We start from the raw sequence: 17,951 nt of genomic DNA, 5'->3' as shown, positions 1-17,951 counted from the left end.
CAGCGTGGCGGCGAGCAGGGCGATGGCGCACAGTTCCATTGCATTGGCTTGCAGCAGTTTCAGGACGGCGCGCATGCGTGCGCTCCTTATTCGGGCGGGTGATGCCCGACTGTATTCAGGCTGTTCGCCAGCGATTGTCCGGTGTGCGACAGCAATGCGCCAAAATCCGACCGGCCTCTCTGGAGCAAACCGGGCAGGGTAATGCCGCCGGCTGGCAGCCTGACCAGTGGCGGCGGTGCGGGCTGCGGTACGGCAGCGCCACGCCCGGTGGCGGCACTACTGCAATTTCGACCGATTGTGTCGGCAGGCGGCAAATACCGGTCGTTGCCGCCGAGGTTGGCCGCAAGGCCCTCATGCAACATTTCTCCTGACTGGCGGAGCGCACCCCGTGCCCGCAACACAACGTGCAGGAGACTCATGATGCAACCACTCGTACCCATCGACGTCGACCAGGATACCGGCGTGTGGACCACCAATGGCCTGCCGATGCTGTATGTGCCGCGCCATTTCTTCGTCAACAACCATATGGCGGTAGAGGCGGCGCTGGGCCGTGGTACTTATTCCGAGGCGCTGTACGACGCCGGTTACCGCTCGGCCTACTTCTGGTGTGACAGCGAGGCACGTACCCACGGCCTGCAGGGCATGGCGGTATTCGAACATTACCTGAACCGCCTGTCGCAGCGCGGCTGGGGCCAGTTCTCCTTTATCAGTGCCGATCCGGCCAGCGGCCACGCCAAGATCCGTCTCGACAATTCCTGCTTCGTACTGGCGCAGGGCGTGGCTGGCGCACCGCAGAGCGAAGGCATGGCCTGTTACATGTTTGCCGGCTGGTTCTCCGGCGCCATGGACTGGGTGGGTGAACACCTGGGCCACGACTACCACACCATCAGCGCGGAAACCCAGTGCGCCGGTGAAGGCGCCGAGTACTGCGTATTCACTGTCGAGCCGAAGTGAGGTGAGCCATGCGTTACCCGCACCTGTTTGAACCGATCACCCTCAACAAGCTGACCATCCGCAACCGCATCGTCAGCACTGCCCACGCCGAGGTCTATGCCGAGCCGGGTGGGCTGCCGGGTGAGCGTTACATCCGCTACTACGAGGAAAAGGCCAAGGGCGGCCTGGGCCTGGCGATCTGCGGCGGCTCCAGCCCGGTGTCGATCGACAGCCCGCAAAGCTGGTGGAAGTCGGTGAACCTGTCCACCGACAAGATCATCGATCCGCTGTCGCGGCTGGCCGAGACCATGCACCGCCACGGCGCCAAGATCATGATCCAGGCTACCCACATGGGCCGCCGCTCCAGCTACTACGGCGAGCACTGGCCGCATCTGGTCAGCCCGTCCGGCATTCGTGAACCGGTGCACCGCGGTAACGCCAAGATCATCGAGAAGCACGAAATCAAGCGCATCATCGCCGATTTCGCGCAGGCCGCGCGCCGCATCAAGGCCGCAGGCATGGACGGCATGGAAGTGTCCGCCGCCCACCAGCACCTGATGGACCAGTTCTGGAGCCCGCGCACCAACTTCCGTGACGACGAATACGGCGGCTCGCTGGAAAACCGCATGCGTTTCGGCATGCAGGTATTCGAGGCGATCCGCGCCGAAGTGGGCGCCGATTTCTGTGTCGGCCTGCGCATGTGCGGTGACGAGTTCCACGAAGACGGCCTGACCCACGACATGCTGAAGGATATTGCGCAGGCAATGTCCGAGACCGGCATGATCGACTTCCTGTCGGTGGTTGGTTCCGGTGGCGACACCCACAATACCCTGGCCAACTGCATGCCGCCGATGGCGCTGCCGCCGGAGCCGTTCGTGCATCTGGCCGCCGGCATCAAATCGGTATCCAAGGTGCCGGTGATGCACGCGCAGAGCATCCGCGACCCGAACCAGGCCGAGCGCATCCTGGCCAGCGGCATGGTGGACATGGTGGGCATGACCCGCGCCCACATTGCCGACCCGCACCTGGTGATCAAGATCCGCGACGGCAAGGAAGACCAGATCCGCCAGTGCGTGGGCGCCAACTACTGTATCGACCGCCAGTACTTCGGCCAGGACGTGCTGTGCATCCAGAATGCCGCCACCAGCCGTGAAGCCACCATGCCGCACACCTTCGAAAAAGCGAAGCTCAAGCGCAAGGTTGTGGTGGTCGGTGCCGGCCCGGCCGGCCTGGAAGCCGCCCGCGTGGCGAAGGAACGCGGCCACGATGTGGTGATGTTCGAAAAGAGCGACGTGGTGGGCGGGCAGATCGTGCTGGCCGCCAAGGCGCCGCAGCGCGAGCAGATGGCCGGCATCATCCGCTGGCTGGACATGGAAACCCAGCGTCTGGGCGTGGATCGCCGCCTCGGCACCGCTGCCGACGAAGCGATGATCCTGGCCGAGAAGCCGGACATCGTGGTGCTGGCCACCGGTGGCGTACCCAATAGCGGCATGGTGCCGGGTTGGGGCGTGGCCGAAGGCCTGGCGGTTACCGGCTGGGACATCCTGTCCGGCAAGGTTGAGCCGAAGAAGAACGTGCTGGTTTACGACGCGGTGAGCGGTCATGCCGGCTTTGGCGTGGCTGACTTCCTGTCCAGCCGCGGCAGCCAGGTGGAAATCGTTACCCCGGACGTGAAAGTGGGCGACGACACCGGCGGCACTACCTTCCCGATCTTCTACCGCCGCCTGTACGCGCAGGGCATGATCCCGACCCCGAACTTCTGGATGGATCGCGTCTACCGCGAGGGCGACAAGCTGATCGCCGTGCTGCGCAACGAGTACACCGAGGCGCTGGAAGAGCGCGCGGTGGACCAGGTGGTGGTGGAAAACGGCATCCTGCCCAACGACACGCTGTACTGGTCGCTGAAGGAGCGTTCCAAGAACCAGGGCATCACCGATGTGCATACCCTGTTCGCCTCCCAGCCGCAGCCCTGCCTGTCCGAACCGCTGCAGGGCGACGAGTTCCTGCTGTTCCGTGTCGGCGACTGCATCTCCATGCACAACATCCACGGCGCGATTTACGACGCGCTGCGTCTGGTGAAGGACTTCTGACATGAACTTCCCGCTTGCGCTTACCGGCCTGTTCTGGCTGGGCGCGGCCCTGCTGTCGCTGGGGCTGGCACGTCGTGCCGCCCTGTGGCGCCAGGGGCGCGCCGCCCAGGTGGCCTGGTCCGGACTGTTTGCCATCCCGAAACGCTATTTCGTTGACCTGCACCACGTGGTGGCGCGCGACCCGTTCATCGCCCGTGCCCACGTGGCGGTGGCTGGCGGCGCGGTAGCGGTGCTGGCGCTGGCTGCGGCCAACTATGGCCTGATGCTGTACCTGCCGGCGCTGGATGTGCTGATGCTGCTGGCTGCGGTAATGATGTTCGTCGGCGCAATGCTGGTGCGCTCCCGCCGCCAGTCGCCGCCGCCGCGCCTGTCCAAGGGCGCGTGGAACCGCCTGCCCAAGAGCCTGCTGCTGTTCGCCGTGGGTGCAGGCCTGGCCGCCGTGCTGGCACTCAGCGGTGATGCACTGGGCAGTGCCGCGCGCATCCTGGCGCTGCTGGCGCTGGCCGGGCTGACGCTGGGTGGTGCCGAGCTGGCGCTGGGCATTGGCCTTGGCGGCCCGATGAAGCACGCGGTGGCCGGCCTGCTGCACCTGGCCTTCCATCCGCGCCAGGAGCGTTTCTCCGGCAGCAAGCGCTCCACCGACCTCAAGCCGCTGAACCTGGAAGCCAATGATTTCGGCGTGGAAAAGCCGGCCGATTTCGCCTGGAACCGCCTGCTGTCCTTCGATGCCTGCGTGCAGTGCGGCAAGTGTGAAGCCGCCTGTCCGGCCTATGCTGCCGGCCAGCCGCTGAACCCGAAGAAACTGATCCAGGATATGGTGACCGGTCTGGCCTCCGGCGATGGCCAGGGCTATGCCGGCAACCCGCACCCGGGTCAGGCGCTGCGCGGCGGTGATGCGCAGCAGCCGATTCTCGGTGGCCTGCTGGCGGAAGAAACCCTGTGGTCGTGCACCACCTGCCGCGCCTGCGTACAGGAGTGCCCGATGCTGATCGAGCACGTGGATACCGTGATCAGCCTGCGTCGTCATGTCACGCTGACCCGCGGCGCGGTGCCGAACAAGGGTGCCGAAGCGCTGGCCAACCTGCGCGACACCGACACCGTGGGCGGCTACCCCCTGGCTGCACGCTACCACTGGGCGGTGGATCTGAACGTACCGGTGCTGCTGCCGGGCGAGCACGCCGACTGGCTGTTGCTGGCTGGCGAGGGCGCCTTCGACATGCGCTACCAGCGTGCACTGCGCGCCCTGGTGCAAGTGCTGAAAGCGGCGGGCCTCAAGATAGCCGTGCTGGGCGAAGCCGAGCCAGACTGTGGCGACCTGGCGCGCCGCCTGGGCGACGAGGCCACCTTCCAGCAACTGGCAGACAAGATGATGGCCACGCTGCGTCACTACAGCTTCGACCACATCGTTACCCCGGATCCGCACCTGTTCCATTGCCTGGCCAACGAATACCCGGCGCTGGGCGGCAACTACCGCATTCAGCACCACAGCCAGGTGATTGCCGAGCTGCTGGACAAGCGCCAGCTGCCGCTGAAGGCCGACGCCGAAGCCACCACCATCACTTATCACGACCCGTGCTACCTGGCGCGCTATAACGGCGAAACCGATGCACCGCGCCGCGTGTTCAAGGGTATCGGCATCAAGGTGGTGGAGATGGAACGTTCCGGCATGCAGTCGCGTTGCTGCGGCTGGGGTGGTGGTGCCTCGTTTACCGATATTCCCGGCAAGCAGCGTATTCCGGACATGCGCATGGACGACGTGCGTGCTACCGGCGCCAGCCAGGTTGCCGTGGCCTGCCCGAACTGCACCGCGATGCTGGAAGGCGTGGTGGGGCAACGGGCGGAAGTGGTGGAACTGGCCGAGCTGGTTGCCGCGCGCCTGGCCAAATAACAGCGGAGGAAGTCATGTTCAACAATAGCGCCATTCCGCGTATCGACCCGCGGCGCCCCTATGTGATCGGGCCGTCGGGACTCAAACGTATCGTGCTGGGCGAGGAGGTGGGCAGCCGCGAGCAACAACAGCAGGCCCACGGCCACAGCCAGGCCAAACCGCTGCGCAGCAACGGCCCGTTCCAGCAGCGCAGCCTGGTGGTGATCCACACCGACCGCGGCGCGCTGGACGAAGCGGCACGCGAAACGTTGGCCGCAGCCGCCATCCTGGCCTCGGCCCAGACCGAAGTGCTTGCCTTGCTGTTCGGCGGCACCGCCGATAGCGTGGCCGCCGCAGGTGAGGCCGGCGCCGACCGCGTGCTGCTGGTGGAAGACATCGGCTACGCGCCGCAGCGCAAGCTCGCGCTGCTGGCTGAACTGTGGCAGCGCGAGTCGCCGACTCAGCTGTGCATGCCGGATCGCGGCGCCGATGCCGACCTGGGGCGGCGCTTCGCCAGCCGTCAGCGTCTGGCGGTAGCCTGCGATGCCATCGAAGTGGTGCCGGGGCGCGAAGTGCGCAGCCTGGCACCGGCCGGACAGTTCGCGGTGCAGCCGCTGCCGCCGGTGCTGCTGCTGGCGCGCAAGGCGGCGGATGCCCGCCTGCCGTATCGCGGCCTGGGTGCGGAGGGCGGCACGCTGCCGCTGCCGCAGGCCAGCGAGCGGGTGCGGGATCTGGGCTCCAGCAGCTGCCCGGCCTCGCAGCTGGCGCTGGAGGAGGCCGACCTGATCGTTTCCGCCGGCAACGGCGTGCAGGATACCGCCGGGCTGCGGCAGCTGGCCGAGCACATGGGGGCCGCGGTTGGCGCCTCTCGGGTGGCGGTGGACGACGGCCGCTTTGCCCGCGAGCAGCAGGTGGGTGCCACCGGCAAGACGGTGCAGGCCAGCGCCTATCTGGCGTTCGGCATCTCCGGCGCGGTGCAGCACCTGCAGGGCATCAAGGAATGCCGGCACGTGATTGCCGTCAACCTGGATGCCGCCGCGCCCATCGTCAAACGCGCCGATCTGACCCTGGTGGAAGACTGCCAGGCGCTGATCACCGCGCTCAACCGCCTGCTGGCCGCCGAGCGCGCCGCCGGTGGTGCGGCTGCGGCCAACCCTGTGCTGGAGACTGCCTGATGAGCAAACAGAACCTGAAAGTGGCGGTGCTGCTGGCGCCGGCCACCCACCCGGTGAGCGGCCGCCCCTGTGCCGCCGCCGCCGACAGCGCCGCGCTGGCACTGGCCATGCAACTGGTGCCGTCGCCGCAGCATCTGCTGGTGCTGTATGCCGGCGATGCCGACGACGCCGCGCTGGGGCCTTACCTGGCGCAGGGCGTCAGCTGCATCAACGTACTGCCGGTAGTGGCCGGCGCCGACATCACCCGCGTGTTGTCGCGCCAGCTGCAGGATGTCGACCTGATCCTGTGCGGTCGGCGCGCCGGCGGCGGGCAGGGCAGCGCCATGCTGCCCTACCTGCTGGCCGACGAGCTGAACCTGCCGCTGCTGCCGGATGCACTGCAGCTGCAGATCAAGGGTAGCGAGATCGAGGTGGAACAGTATCTGCCCAAGGGGCAGCGGCGGCGGCTGGCGGCTGCCACGCCGGCCATCGTGGCAGTGCACGAGCGCGCCTGCGCGCCGCTGCCGCATGTCTATGCGCGACTGCTGGCAGGCCAGGTTCGTCATCTGTCGCCGGCGAATCTGCAGCCGGGCGTGGTGCATCTGGAGCCGGCCGACCGCCGTGCACGCCCGCTGGTGGCGCAAAGCCGTGCCAGCGGTCACGAGCGCATGCTGGGCGCCATTGCCACCGATGGCGCCAAGGCTGGCGGCATGGTCGTAAAACAGGGCGATCCGGTCGAAAAAGCGCAAGTTCTGCTGAACTACCTGCGCGACCATCATCTCGTCGATTTCTGACAACTACCTGCTGTTTTCCGTCCCACCCGGCAACAGCGCACCCACGTAACCGCGTTGTTTTTGGAGAAGTTCATCATGACTAGCAGCACGATCGCGTTTCATCCGGCCGTCAACCTGCGCGAACTGGTGGCCCGCCGTGTGCCGGGCCACAGCCTGGAGGCGCCGTTCTACAACTCGCAGGCGGCGTTCGATGCCGACATGGAACACATCTTCGGCAAGCACTGGATCTATGTCGGTGTGTCGGTGGATGTGCCGGAGCCGGGTGACTACATGACCGTGCAGCTGGGCCATCAGCCCATCCTGATCCTGCGCGACGACGACAACCAGATCCGTGCCTTCCACAATGTCTGTCGTCACCGTGGCTCGCGTCTGTGCGCCGAGGAAAAGGGTACCGTCGGCAACCTGGTGTGCCCCTACCACCAGTGGACCTACGACCTCTCCGGCAAGCTGATTTTCGCCGACCACATGCAGGAAGGTTTCGACCTGTCGCACCACAGCCTCAAGTCGGTGCACCTGCGTGACATGGCCGGCATGCTGTTCATCTGCCTGGCCGACGAGCCGCCGGCGGATTTCGACGCCATGGCCGAGGTGATGACCCCGTACATCGCACCGCACCAGATCGAGAACACCAAGGTGGCGGTGCAGGTGGACATCATCGAGCAGGGCAACTGGAAGCTGACGCTGGAAAACAACCGCGAGTGCTACCACTGCACCAGCAACCACCCGGAGCTGACCGTATCGCTGTTCGCCTACAGCTACGGCTTCGCCCCGAAGGAAGAAACCGCCGAGGGCCTGCGCCAGTACGACGAGATGGTGGCCGACCGCCATCAGCACTGGGAATCCTGTGGCCTGCCGTCCACCGAGGTGGAGCGCCTGTCCGACGTGACCGGCTTCCGCACCATGCGCATGCCGCTGGATCGCAGCGGTGAATCGCAGACGCTGGACACCACCGCAGCGTGCAAGAAGCTGCTGGCCGACTTCAAGGATGCCTCCATCGGCGGCCTGTCGTTCTGGACCCAGCCCAACTCCTGGCACCACTTCATGGCCGACCACATCGTGACCTTCAGCGTGATTCCGCTTACCCCGGATACCACACTGGTGCGCACCAAGTGGCTGGTGCACAAGGATGCGGTAGAAGGCGTGGATTACGACGTGAAGAACCTCACTGCGGTGTGGAACGCTACCAACGACCAGGACCGTCACCTGGTGGAAGAATCGCATCGTGGCACCAAGAGCTCGGCCTACAAGCCTGGCCCGTACTCGCCGTTTACCGAAACCCTGGTGGAGAAGTTTACCGACTGGTATATCCGCCGCCTGGGCGTAGCACTGGAGTAAGCCGTACCCGCCCGCTGCCACGGCAGCGGCAACGAGACCTGCGCCCGGCAGCCTGCGCACCCGCCCAGGCTGCCGGACAAGCAAGGCAGCATCACACACACCACCGGAGGTTGGCCGCATGCGGCCAACCCTGCCGGACAAGCAACAGGGTGACACCATGACTACCGCCACTTCCACCTCTGCCTTCACCACTCCGGCGCCTTACTGGCAAGGCGGCGTCGATGACACGCTGCAGTGCGTGTCGGTGCATGACGAAACCCACGATGTACGCACCTTCACCTTCCGCGCGGTGCCGGCCAGGCGTTTTGCCTACCTGCCGGGCCAGTTCATCACTCTGGAGCTGAGTATCGACGGCCAGACGGTGAACCGCTGCTACACGCTGTCCTCGTCGCCGACGCGGCCGGACACGGTCAGTATCACCGTCAAGCGCGTGCCGGGCGGGCAGGTGTCCAACTGGCTGCACGACAATCTGCAGCCGGGCATGAATATCAGCGTGCTGGGGCCTTCCGGCGAATTCAGTTTCGCCCACGCTCCGGCCGAGCGTTACCTGTTCCTGTCGGCCGGCAGCGGCATTACGCCGCTGATGTCGATGAGCCGCGCGCTGGGTGACCTGGGCGGCAGCATCGACGTGGCTTTCGTGCATAGTGCCCGCACGCCGGCCGACCTGATCTTCCGCCACGAGCTGGTGCAGCTGTCACGGGCGCGCCACGGCTTCCGCCAGGCAGCGATCGTGCAGAGCCGTCATCCGGAACCGGAATGGACGGGCCTGGAAGGGCGGCTGGATCTGGCCGGCCTGGAGCGGCTGGTGCCGGATTTCCGCGAACGCGAGGTGTTCTGCTGTGGCCCGGCGCCCTACATGACCGGGGCGCGCGAGCTGTTGCAGTCCGCCGGCTTCGACATGACGCACTACCACGAGGAAAGCTTCAACTTTGCCGATCTGAACGCCGGCAGCACCGCGGAAGCGGCGGTGGAGGAGGCTGCACCCGCCTGCGAGGGCGAAACCGGCTTCGAGGTGCGCTTTGCCAAACTGGGCGACATCGTGCAGACCAAGCCCGGGCAGACCATTCTGGCTGCGGCGCAGCAGCAGGGCTTGCGCGTGCCCTCGTCTTGCTCCAAGGGCTTGTGTGGTACCTGCAAGACCAAGATGCTGGAAGGCAAGGTGGACATGAAACACGGTGGCGGCATCCGCCAGCGCGAGATCGACCAGGGCTGGATCTTGCCTTGCTGCAGCGTGCCGTTGACACCGGTGGTGCTGGATCGCTGAGTTGTTTTTTTGCAACGCTGGCACGAAAAAAACCGTTCACCTGCGGGTTGAACGGTTTTTTTACGCCTGAGCGTTGGTTGAACCAAGATATGGACAAATTGTCCGACACCTGTCTTCTGGCGACAATAGTTGTGTTTTTCGCCACTGCAGCATGCACCGAAAGTGCGCTGGAAGTGCCCGTCTGACGGGCATTCCCTTGATTTCGCCTCCACTTGTGGTACTGATTGGTGCGATGTCGTTTTCGGGCAGGTTGGTGTCGGTTGATCATTGGCTCCTCAAGCGTATCGTCCATATCTTTTTCCTTGATACAAATCAATTACTACAACAGCTTGGGTGTGGCGCAGCACGCTCCCGTGCATCGGTGCACGGCGGGCACGGCGCTTGCTGCAATACGGCAGCCTCGCCAGGGCAAAGGAGAAAGCAATGCAGTCAGGCAAGATCGTGGTGGAAAACCTGTACAAGGTTTTCGGAGAAAAGCCACAAGAAGCAATGCGTCTACTCAAGCTTGGAGAAAGCAAGGAGTCGGTATTTCGCAGTACCGGCCAGGTAGTCGGCGTGAACAACGTGTCGTTCTCGGTCAACGAGGGCGAAATCTTCGTGCTGATGGGTTTGTCCGGCTCCGGCAAGTCCTCGCTGATCCGACTCATCAACCGGCTGATGGATCCCACCGACGGCCGCATCCTGCTGGATGGCCAGGACATCACCAAACTGTCCCCCAACGACCTGGTGTCGCTGCGCCGCCGCGACATGAGCATGGTGTTCCAGAGCTTTGCGCTGATGCCGCATCGCAACGTGCTGGATAACGCCGCCTTCGGCCTGGAGATCGCCGGGGTTGGCCGCAAGGAGCGCGAGAAGCGCGCCATGGAGGTGCTGGAGCAGGTTGGTCTGGCCACCTTCGCCAAGAAGATGCCGCACGAGCTGTCCGGCGGCATGCAGCAGCGTGTCGGCCTGGTACGCGCACTGGCGGTGAACCCGTCTCTGATGCTGATGGACGAGGCGTTCTCGGCACTCGACCCGCTCAAGCGCAGCGAGATGCAGGACATCCTGCTGCAGCTGCAGCGCGACCATCGCCGGACCATTTTCTTCGTGTCCCACGATCTGGAAGAGGCGCTGCGCATCGGCTCGCGCATCGCCATCATGGAGGGCGGCCGCCTGGTGCAGGTGGGCACGCCGCAGGAGATCATCGAAAACCCGGCGGAAGACTACGTGCGGGAATTCTTCAAGAGCGTGGATACCTCGCGCTACCTGCTGGCCAAGGACCTGATCGACCCGCATGGTGTGGGCCTGATGGTGAACGGCAATCTGTCCGGCGCCGCCGACCCGCAGCACCACTGGGTGGCCTGCGTGTCCGGCGACCACAAGCTGCTGGGCCTGGTGGGCCGCGATTCGCTGGGGGCGGAAGGCTGTAATCCGGCCGAGCGCTGTGTGCCGGTATCGCCGATCACGCCGGCGTCGGCGTTGCCGGACGTGCTCAAGCGCCTGCAGGGGCAGCGCGAGCCGCTGCCGGTGATCGACCACGATGGCCGCTACCTGGGGGTGATCACTGCCTCCAGCGTGCTGTCCAAGTTGTCGGAACACCGCCTGCAAAGCAGCGCCGTACACTGAGCCGCGACCGATCCCCGATTGATGAGGACGGCGCGCGACGCCTGTCCCGAATGGAGTCCCCACCATGAACGACCTCTGGCAGCAATTCATCGCCAATCCACACAGCTTCCTGCCCATCGGCGAATGGGTTAACGGTTTCATCCGCTTCCTGCTGGACAACAACGCCGGGGCCTTCGACGCCATCGGCAAATCGGTGGACCTGTTCGCCGAACACATCGAGGTGGCGCTGCTGTCGCTGCCGGCCTGGCTGCTCATCGGCTTCTTCTTTGCTCTCGGCATCTGGCGCCTTGGCTGGAAATTCGCTGCCTTCGTACTGGCTGCGTTTTCCCTGATCCTGGTCACCGGTTTCTGGGCGCAAACGGTGTCCACGCTGGCACTGACGTTGTCTGCCACCCTCATCAGCCTGATGATCGGCGTGCCGCTGGGCATCTGGTGTGCCCGTAGCCGCCGTACCAACACCCTGGTGCGCCCGGTGCTGGACTTCATGCAGACCATGCCCGCCTTCGTGTACCTGATTCCGGCCGCCATGTTCTTCGGCCTGGGTCGCGTGCCGGGCATCCTGGCCACCGTGGTGTTCGCGGTGCCGCCGGCAGTGCGCCTGACCAGCCTGGGTATCCGCCAGGTGAACAAGGAGCAGGTAGAGGCCGGCCACGCCTTTGGCTGTACCCCGACCCAGCTGCTGTTCAAGGTGCAGCTGCCCATCGCGCTGCCGGCCATCATGGCTGGCGTCAACCAGACCATCATGATGGCGCTGTCGATGGTGATCATCGCCTCCATGGTGGGTGCTGGCGGCCTGGGTAACGACGTGCTGGCCAGTATCCAGCGTCTGGACGTGGGCCTTGGCTTCGAGAGCGGTCTCGCCGTGGTGCTGCTGGCCATCATCCTCGACCGCCTGACCGAAAGCTTTGGCCGCGGCCCGGCGCCGCAGCAGGGAGGCCACTGATACAGGCTGATGCTTTAATCTGAATGGCGGGCCGGCATGACCGGCCCGTTGGAACCTGTTTACGATCGGCTGCGCGCCTGCTGGCGCGCAACTTCGTAAACAGGCTCTTGCCGCAACACCAGTACCGGTTCACGTTTGTTCTAGCACCCGCCACGAGGTGCACACCCCCAACCACACACCATCCACCGGAGGTCACCATGAGCCCGCAACAACTTGGTTCGCTCGCTCACATCGGTTTCCTGATGTTGCCCAATTTTTCCATGATTGCCTTTGCCAACGCGGTGGAACCGCTGCGCATGGCCAATCACCTGTCACGCAAGAGGCTGTACCGCTGGTCGCTGATCTCCGCTGACGGCCAGCCGGTGGCTGCCAGTAATGGCCTGTCGCTGGCGCCCACCACCGCGCCGGGCGAGCCGGGCGATTACGACCTGCTCATCGTCTGCGGCGGCATCCAGGTGCGCGAAGCCGCCAGCGATGGCGCGCTGGCCATCATCCGCCGCTTTGCCAGCGCCGGCGTGCCGCTGGGCGGAGTCTGTACCGGCGCCTTCGCCCTGGCGAAGGCGGGGGTGATGAACGGCTACCGCAGCAGCATCCACTGGGAAAACCTGTCCTCCATCCGTGAAGAATTCCCCAAGACGCAGTTCTCCAGCGAACTGTTCGTGATCGACCGCGACCGGCTTACCTGTAGCGGCGGTACCGCGCCGCTGGATCTGATGTGCAACCTGATCCGCCACAAGGGCGGCAAGGGGTTGGCCGCAGACGTGTCGGCGCAGTTCATCGTCGACCGCATCCGCGACCAGCACGACCACCAGCACATCCCGCTGCTGGCGCGGGTAGGTACCGGCCACGAGTCGCTGATCGATGCCGCGCTGGCGATGGAAATGAACATCGAGAACCCGCGCCCGCTGGACGACCTGGCCGCCGAGCTGGGGGTGTCGTTGCGCCACCTGGAGCGCCTGTTCAAGCGCTATCTGGGCAGCACGCCAGCGCAGTACTACCTGGACCTGCGGCTGCGCCGCGCCCGCGAGCTGCTGCTGCAGACCAATATGAGCGTGATGGAAGTCACTGTCGCCACAGGCTTTTTGTCGTCTTCCCACTTTTCCAAGTCTTATCGCAACCTGTTCGGCTACCCGCCAAGCCGTGAACGCCAGCAGCTGGCGCTCGAAGCGGCAATTATGTGATCTCAATCAAGGCGCCTGCTGGCAATTGCTTGTCGAAAGCAAGCAAGTTGACTGCGGGCGACATGGCAATCTGGCAGTTGCTGCCACAGGAGCGGCGATTGCCCGGCGCTTTGGCGCTACCGAACGAATTGCAGAAGACAGGAGCTAAGTTAATGAATGCTTACAAGCTTGCAGGAGCACTGTTGATTGGTGCCGTTAGCAGCGCGGCACTGGCGACCGATACCGCCCAGTGTCAGAAAGTGCATTTTGCCGATGTGGGCTGGACCGACATCGCCGCTACCACCGGCATGGCCAGCGTTGTGCTGGAAGGCCTGGGCTACACGCCGAGCACCACCATCGCCTCAGTGCCCATCACCTTCGCCGGCATCAAGAACAAGCAGATCGACGCCTTCCTCGGCTACTGGAACCCCAGCATGACGCCGATGATCGAGCCGTTCGTGAAGGCAGGGCAGATCAAGGTGCTGGACCGCCCCAACCTAGTGGGTGCCAAGTACACGCTGGCAGTACCTGCCTACGTGGCGGCAGCCGGTCTGAAGAGCTTTGCCGACATCGCCAAGTTCAAGGACAAGCTGGATGGCAAGATCATCGGTATCGAGCCGGGCAACGATGGCAACAACCTGATCCAGGAAATGATCAAGAAGAACCAGTTCGGCCTGTCCGGCTTCAAGCTGGTTGAGTCCAGCGAGGCAGGCATGCTGTCCGAAGTGGAACGCGCCATTCGCCAGAAGAAATGGGTAGTGTTCCTGGGCTGGGAACCGCATCCGATGAACGTTAAGTACAAGATGACCTACCTGTCCGGCGGCGACGACGTGTTCGGCCCCAACTACGGCGAAGCCAAGGTATTCACCGCCCTGGCAACCGACTACCAGGCACGCTGTCCGAACGTGGCGAAACTGCTGACCAATATGCAGTTCACCACCGACATCGAAAACCGCGTGATGGGCCCGATCATGGACAAGGAGAAGCCGGAACTGGCTGCCAAGAACTACCTGAAGAAGAACCCGTTCATGCTGAAGAGCTGGCTGGCCGGTGTAACCACCTTCGATGGCAAGGACGGCATGAGCGCCGTGCAGCACCACCTGGCCAACTGATAGCATCAGCATTGCCACCAGGGCCGCCATCGCAGATGGCGGCCTTTTTCATGGTCTGGAGGGTGGTTTGCTGCCGGCGGCCTGGTCACGATAGACATTCTTGAACAGCAGCATTTTCTGCAGGTGCTCCTCCTGGCGCCCTGGAAAGCCGCAGTGTAGTGCGAAATGTTCGCTTTCCTTGAAGGTGCCAAACAGTCGGTCCCACCAGCTTTTCCAGCAGGCAATGCTGTCACCTGCCGACAATCAACGCTTCCAGAAACGGATGCGCCAGCTGCTGCAGGAGTTTACTGACCTGCATCAGGAAGGTCTGGCCCGAGCGACGGATGATCAGCATGGCACCAGCCTGCTGCTGGCGATCCGGCCATGGGAGCCCCGTGTTTTCGAGTCGATGCGCAGAGCGCCTGACGATAGAAAGTATCGAGAGGCGTGACAGCCAGCGAGCCTGGCGGCAGGGCGGGAAGCTGTTAGCAAAAAAAACGCCCGCGTGAGCGGGCGTTGTCATGTCTGCGGCCAACGTTGGCCGCAAGCGGGCATCAGCATTCCACGATGTTTACCGGCACTTCGATCACGTTGATCGCCAGGCCGCCACGCGCGGTTTCCTTGTACTTGTTGCTCATGTCGCGGCCGGTGTCGCGCATGGTCTTGATCACCCGGTCCAGCGATACGAAGTGCTGGCCGTCGCCACGCAGCGCCATGCGCGCGGCGTTGATGGCCTTCACCGCCGCCATGGCGTTGCGTTCGATGCACGGCACCTGCACCAGGCCGCCCACCGGGTCGCAGGTCAGGCCCAGGTTGTGTTCCATGCCGATTTCGGCGGCGTTTTCCACCTGCTCAGGCGTGCCGCCCAGCACCTCGGCAAGCGCGCCGGCGGCCATGGAACAGGCGGAGCCCACTTCGCCCTGGCAGCCGACTTCGGCGCCGGAGATGGAGGCGTTGAGCTTGAACAGGATGCCGATGGCGCCGGCGGTGAGCAGGAAGCGCACCACGCCGTCCTCGCTGGCATTGGGCACGAAGCGGGCGTAGTAGTGCAGCACCGCCGGGATGATGCCGGCCGCGCCGTTGGTGGGCGCGGTGACCACGCGGCCGCCGCCGGCGTTTTCCTCGTTCACCGCCAGTGCGTACAGGTTCACCCAGTCCATTACCGTCAGCGGGTCGCGCAGCGCGGCCTCCGGGGCGTTGGTGAGTTTGCGGTACAGGTCGGCGGCGCGGCGCTTCACTTTCATGCCGCCAGGCAGGATGCCTTCGTGGCTGCAGCCGCGCTGCACGCAGCTTTGCATCACCTGCCAGATCTGCAGCAGGCCGGCGCGTACTTCCTCCTCGCTACGCCAGGCCAGCTCGTTTTCCAGCATGATCTGGCTGATGCTCTTGCCTTCGCTTTGGCACAAGGCGAGCAGCTCGGCGCCATTGCTGAACGGGTGGCGCAGTTCTTCGCTGCCCGGCGGGGTAAAGCCGGCATCCACTGCCGCCTCGTCCACCACGAAGCCGCCGCCTACCGAGTAGTAGGCGCGCTTATCCAGTACTTCGCCCTTGTCGTTACGCACCTCGAAGGTCATGCCGTTGGGGTGGAACGGCAGCGTCTTGCGCTTGTGCAGCACCAGATGCTCGCTCTCGGCAAAGACGATTTCGTGGCTGCCCAGCAGGCGCAGGCGCTTGCTGTCACGAATCGCCGCTACCATCTGCGGCACCGCGTCGGTGTCCACGGCATCCGGCAGCTCGCCCTGCAGCCCCAGCAGCACGGCGATGTCGGAGCCGTGGCCCTTGCCGGTGGCGCCCAGTGAGCCGAACAGCTCGCAGCGCACGCTGGCCACCGCCGGCAGCACGCCGTCGCGTTCCAGGCGGGCGATGAACTGCCGCGCGGCACGCATCGGGCCGACGGTGTGGGAGCTGGACGGGCCGATGCCGATCTTGAACAGATCAAACACACTGATGGCCATGATCAGCTCCCGCTGGCAGCGCGGTATACCGGGAAGGCCGCGCACAGCTCGGCCACCTGGCGCTTGACCTTGGCGGTAACGTCCGGGTTCTCGATATCGTCGAGGATGTCGCATACCCAGTGCGCCACCTGGCGTGCCTCGGCTTCCTTGAAGCCACGGCTGGTGATGGCCGGGGTGCCGATGCGGATACCGCTGGTCACGAACGGGCTTTGCGGATCGTTCGGCACCGCGTTCTTGTTCACGGTGATGTGGGCGGCGCCCAGCGCGGCATCGGCCGCCTTGCCGGTGAGGCCCTTGTCGATCAGGCTCAGCAGGAACAGATGGTCGTCGGTCTTGCCGGACACGATGCTGTAGCCGCGGTCCTGGAACACCTTCACCATGGCGCGGGCGTTGGCCAGCACCTGTTTCTGGTAATCAACGAATTCCGGCTGCAGCGCTTCCTGGAAGGCCACCGCCTTGGCGGCGATGACGTGCATCAGCGGGCCGCCCTGGATGCCGGGGAACACCACCGAGTTCAGCTTCTTCTCCAGTTCCGGGTTGGCCGCAGCCAGAATCAGGCCGCCACGCGGGCCGCGCAGGGTCTTGTGGGTGGTGGTGGTCACCACGTGGGCGTGCGGAATCGGGTTCGGGTACAGCCCGGCAGCCACCAGGCCGGCCACGTGGGCCATGTCCACGAACAGGTAGGCGCCGATGCTGTCGGCGATCTCGCGCATGCGCTTCCAGTCGACGATCAGCGAATAGGCGGAGAAGCCGGCCACGATCATCTTCGGCTGGTATTCGTTGGCCATGCGCTGCACTTCGTCGTAGTCGATCTCGCCGGTTTCCGGGTTCAGACCGTATTGCACCGCGTGGTAGATCTTGCCGGAGAAGTTGACCTTGGCGCCGTGGGTGAGGTGGCCGCCGTGGGCCAGGCTCATGCCGAGCACGGTGTCGTGCGGCTCCAGCAGCGCCATGTAGACGGCGGCGTTGGCCTGGCTGCCGGAGTGCGGCTGCACGTTGGCGTAGTCGGCGCCGAACAGCTGCTTGGCGCGGTCGATGGCCAGCTGCTCCACCACGTCCACGTGTTCGCAGCCGCCGTAGTAGCGCTTGCCGGGGTAGCCCTCGGCGTATTTGTTGGTGAGCTGGCTGCCCTGGGCCTGCATCACGCGCGGGCTGGTGTAGTTTTCGGAGGCAATCAGCTCGATGTGGTCCTGCTGGCGCTGGTCTTCGGCCTGCATGGCGGCCCACAGGGCGTCGTCGAAGCCGGCAATCTGCATATCTTTGGTAAACATGGCGCTCTCCAGACAAGGGCGCGGCCAAGGTTGGCCGCAAGCCCGGTAAATGGGGGTGGGTGGTCGCCTGGCGACCCGTGCTTGCCCCCTCTGTCCGTGTGCCTGAGAGATTGGGTGCGCGCTGCGCACCGTGCTGCCTTCGGCGAGGCGCCGCTGATGGCGCCTGCTCTCCAGAGAGCCTGGGCAGACAGTCCTTTTGCCTGAGAGTTTTCGGGGCGATTCCCCTTCGGCGCCGCCGCTGGACTGCTGTCCGGGCGATCTCTCCTGTCTGCCTGATGTGGCTGCAGCTCAATCTAGAGAGCGCCCGCGCCAGCGTCAATCGATGCCGGCAGGGTAAAAACGGGCAGCTTCGCGATGCTTGCTGGTGCTGGCGGCGGCAGGTGGCGAAAACGATGATTTTCCGTCGCCGACGGAAGGAAAGCTGTCGGCTGTGACAATGCCGCGCCGGCAAACAACGGCATTGCCGGTGAAAACTAATTATTTGATTTT

Annotated in this window: 15 protein-coding genes and 1 riboswitch; of the genes, 12 read left to right on the top strand and 3 right to left on the bottom strand. The window is 64.7% G+C overall.

Features of this window, described 5'->3' with window-relative positions; translation table 11 throughout:
• The first annotated feature begins 417 nt into the window (after positions 1-417).
• The 12 genes from PSELUDRAFT_RS15680 to PSELUDRAFT_RS15630 all read left to right on the top strand — a co-directional run bounded on the left by PSELUDRAFT_RS15680 (position 418) and on the right by PSELUDRAFT_RS15630 (position 14,257).
• Complete coding sequence (locus PSELUDRAFT_RS15680) at positions 418-954, top strand: DUF5943 domain-containing protein (protein WP_231895240.1); 537 nt, start codon at positions 418-420, stop codon at positions 952-954.
• Positions 955-962: 8 nt separating this feature from the next.
• Positions 963-3,023 (top strand): NADH:flavin oxidoreductase, encoded by a 2,061-nt coding sequence (locus PSELUDRAFT_RS15675; protein ID WP_088967723.1) that lies wholly within the window; start codon positions 963-965, stop codon positions 3,021-3,023.
• A 1-nt stretch (position 3,024) separates the two neighbouring features.
• Complete coding sequence (locus PSELUDRAFT_RS15670) at positions 3,025-4,911, top strand: (Fe-S)-binding protein (RefSeq protein WP_088967722.1); 1,887 nt, start codon at positions 3,025-3,027, stop codon at positions 4,909-4,911.
• A gap of 14 nt (positions 4,912-4,925) precedes the next feature.
• Positions 4,926-6,065 carry an electron transfer flavoprotein subunit alpha/FixB family protein gene (locus tag PSELUDRAFT_RS15665; RefSeq protein WP_088967721.1) on the top strand — a complete coding sequence of 380 codons (1,140 nt, stop codon included), beginning with the start codon at positions 4,926-4,928 and terminating at the stop codon, positions 6,063-6,065.
• On the top strand, positions 6,065-6,838 hold the full coding sequence (locus PSELUDRAFT_RS15660; RefSeq protein ID WP_088967720.1) for an electron transfer flavoprotein subunit beta: 774 nt from the start codon (positions 6,065-6,067) through the stop codon (positions 6,836-6,838). Before PSELUDRAFT_RS15665 ends, PSELUDRAFT_RS15660 begins: the two co-directional genes overlap by 1 nt.
• 75 nt (positions 6,839-6,913) lie before the next feature.
• Positions 6,914-8,173, top strand: a complete 1,260-nt coding sequence (locus PSELUDRAFT_RS15655; protein ID WP_088967719.1) for an SRPBCC family protein — start codon at positions 6,914-6,916, stop codon at positions 8,171-8,173.
• A gap of 118 nt (positions 8,174-8,291) precedes the next feature.
• Positions 8,292-9,437, top strand: a complete 1,146-nt coding sequence (locus PSELUDRAFT_RS15650) for a hybrid-cluster NAD(P)-dependent oxidoreductase (RefSeq protein ID WP_231895239.1) — start codon at positions 8,292-8,294, stop codon at positions 9,435-9,437.
• Complete coding sequence (locus PSELUDRAFT_RS19505; protein WP_157725158.1) at positions 9,395-9,622, top strand: hypothetical protein; 228 nt, start codon at positions 9,395-9,397, stop codon at positions 9,620-9,622. Before PSELUDRAFT_RS15650 ends, PSELUDRAFT_RS19505 begins: the two co-directional genes overlap by 43 nt.
• Before the next feature lie 238 nt (positions 9,623-9,860).
• Positions 9,861-11,042: a glycine betaine/L-proline ABC transporter ATP-binding protein gene (locus PSELUDRAFT_RS15645; protein WP_088967718.1), complete on the top strand. Its 1,182-nt coding sequence runs from the start codon at positions 9,861-9,863 to the stop codon at positions 11,040-11,042.
• A gap of 64 nt (positions 11,043-11,106) precedes the next feature.
• Positions 11,107-11,985 carry a proline/glycine betaine ABC transporter permease gene (locus PSELUDRAFT_RS15640; RefSeq protein ID WP_088967717.1) on the top strand — a complete coding sequence of 293 codons (879 nt, stop codon included), beginning with the start codon at positions 11,107-11,109 and terminating at the stop codon, positions 11,983-11,985.
• 197 nt (positions 11,986-12,182) lie between these two features.
• Positions 12,183-13,166 carry a GlxA family transcriptional regulator gene (locus PSELUDRAFT_RS15635; RefSeq protein ID WP_088967716.1) on the top strand — a complete coding sequence of 328 codons (984 nt, stop codon included), beginning with the start codon at positions 12,183-12,185 and terminating at the stop codon, positions 13,164-13,166.
• A gap of 182 nt (positions 13,167-13,348) precedes the next feature.
• On the top strand, positions 13,349-14,257 hold the full coding sequence (locus tag PSELUDRAFT_RS15630) for a choline ABC transporter substrate-binding protein (protein WP_369800064.1): 909 nt from the start codon (positions 13,349-13,351) through the stop codon (positions 14,255-14,257).
• Between the two features lie 48 nt (positions 14,258-14,305).
• Here the strand turns inward: PSELUDRAFT_RS15630 and PSELUDRAFT_RS15625 are convergent, their stop codons facing one another.
• The 3 genes from PSELUDRAFT_RS15625 to glyA all read right to left on the bottom strand — a co-directional run bounded on the left by PSELUDRAFT_RS15625 (position 14,306) and on the right by glyA (position 17,462).
• The gene (locus PSELUDRAFT_RS15625) at positions 14,306-14,500 is read right to left on the bottom strand and encodes a hypothetical protein (RefSeq protein ID WP_088967714.1); all 195 of its coding nucleotides are present in this window, start codon (positions 14,498-14,500) and stop codon (positions 14,306-14,308) included.
• 290 nt (positions 14,501-14,790) lie between these two features.
• Positions 14,791-16,191 carry an L-serine ammonia-lyase gene (locus PSELUDRAFT_RS15620; protein WP_088967713.1) on the bottom strand — a complete coding sequence of 467 codons (1,401 nt, stop codon included), beginning with the start codon at positions 16,189-16,191 and terminating at the stop codon, positions 14,791-14,793.
• Between the two features lie 2 nt (positions 16,192-16,193).
• On the bottom strand, positions 16,194-17,462 hold the full coding sequence (gene glyA, locus PSELUDRAFT_RS15615) for a serine hydroxymethyltransferase (RefSeq protein WP_088967712.1): 1,269 nt from the start codon (positions 17,460-17,462) through the stop codon (positions 16,194-16,196).
• Between the two features lie 178 nt (positions 17,463-17,640).
• Positions 17,641-17,739: riboswitch (glycine riboswitch) on the bottom strand.
• Positions 17,740-17,951 lie beyond the last annotated feature (212 nt).

Origin of the sequence: Vogesella sp. LIG4, assembly GCF_900090205.1 — a bacterium.
GTDB lineage: Bacteria > Pseudomonadota > Gammaproteobacteria > Burkholderiales > Chromobacteriaceae > Vogesella.
The sequence above is the reverse complement of the archived record's forward strand: the minus strand, read 5'-3'. Positions and strand labels throughout refer to the sequence as shown.

Bases quoted from the DNA above. Each gene is read 5' to 3' on its own strand.
- PSELUDRAFT_RS15680 (WP_231895240.1), top strand. From the start codon at position 418: ATGATGCAACCACTCGTACCCATCGACGTCGACCAGGATACCGGCGTG.
- PSELUDRAFT_RS15675 (WP_088967723.1), top strand. From the start codon at position 963: ATGCGTTACCCGCACCTGTTTGAACCGATCACCCTCAACAAGCTGACC.
- PSELUDRAFT_RS15670 (WP_088967722.1), top strand. From the start codon at position 3,025: ATGAACTTCCCGCTTGCGCTTACCGGCCTGTTCTGGCTGGGCGCGGCC.
- PSELUDRAFT_RS15665 (WP_088967721.1), top strand. From the start codon at position 4,926: ATGTTCAACAATAGCGCCATTCCGCGTATCGACCCGCGGCGCCCCTAT.
- PSELUDRAFT_RS15660 (WP_088967720.1), top strand. From the start codon at position 6,065: ATGAGCAAACAGAACCTGAAAGTGGCGGTGCTGCTGGCGCCGGCCACC.
- PSELUDRAFT_RS15655 (WP_088967719.1), top strand. From the start codon at position 6,914: ATGACTAGCAGCACGATCGCGTTTCATCCGGCCGTCAACCTGCGCGAA.
- PSELUDRAFT_RS15650 (WP_231895239.1), top strand. From the start codon at position 8,292: ATGCGGCCAACCCTGCCGGACAAGCAACAGGGTGACACCATGACTACC.
- PSELUDRAFT_RS15645 (WP_088967718.1), top strand. From the start codon at position 9,861: ATGCAGTCAGGCAAGATCGTGGTGGAAAACCTGTACAAGGTTTTCGGA.
- PSELUDRAFT_RS15640 (WP_088967717.1), top strand. From the start codon at position 11,107: ATGAACGACCTCTGGCAGCAATTCATCGCCAATCCACACAGCTTCCTG.
- PSELUDRAFT_RS15635 (WP_088967716.1), top strand. From the start codon at position 12,183: ATGAGCCCGCAACAACTTGGTTCGCTCGCTCACATCGGTTTCCTGATG.
- PSELUDRAFT_RS15620 (WP_088967713.1), bottom strand. From the start codon at position 16,191: ATGGCCATCAGTGTGTTTGATCTGTTCAAGATCGGCATCGGCCCGTCC.
- glyA (WP_088967712.1), bottom strand. From the start codon at position 17,462: ATGTTTACCAAAGATATGCAGATTGCCGGCTTCGACGACGCCCTGTGG.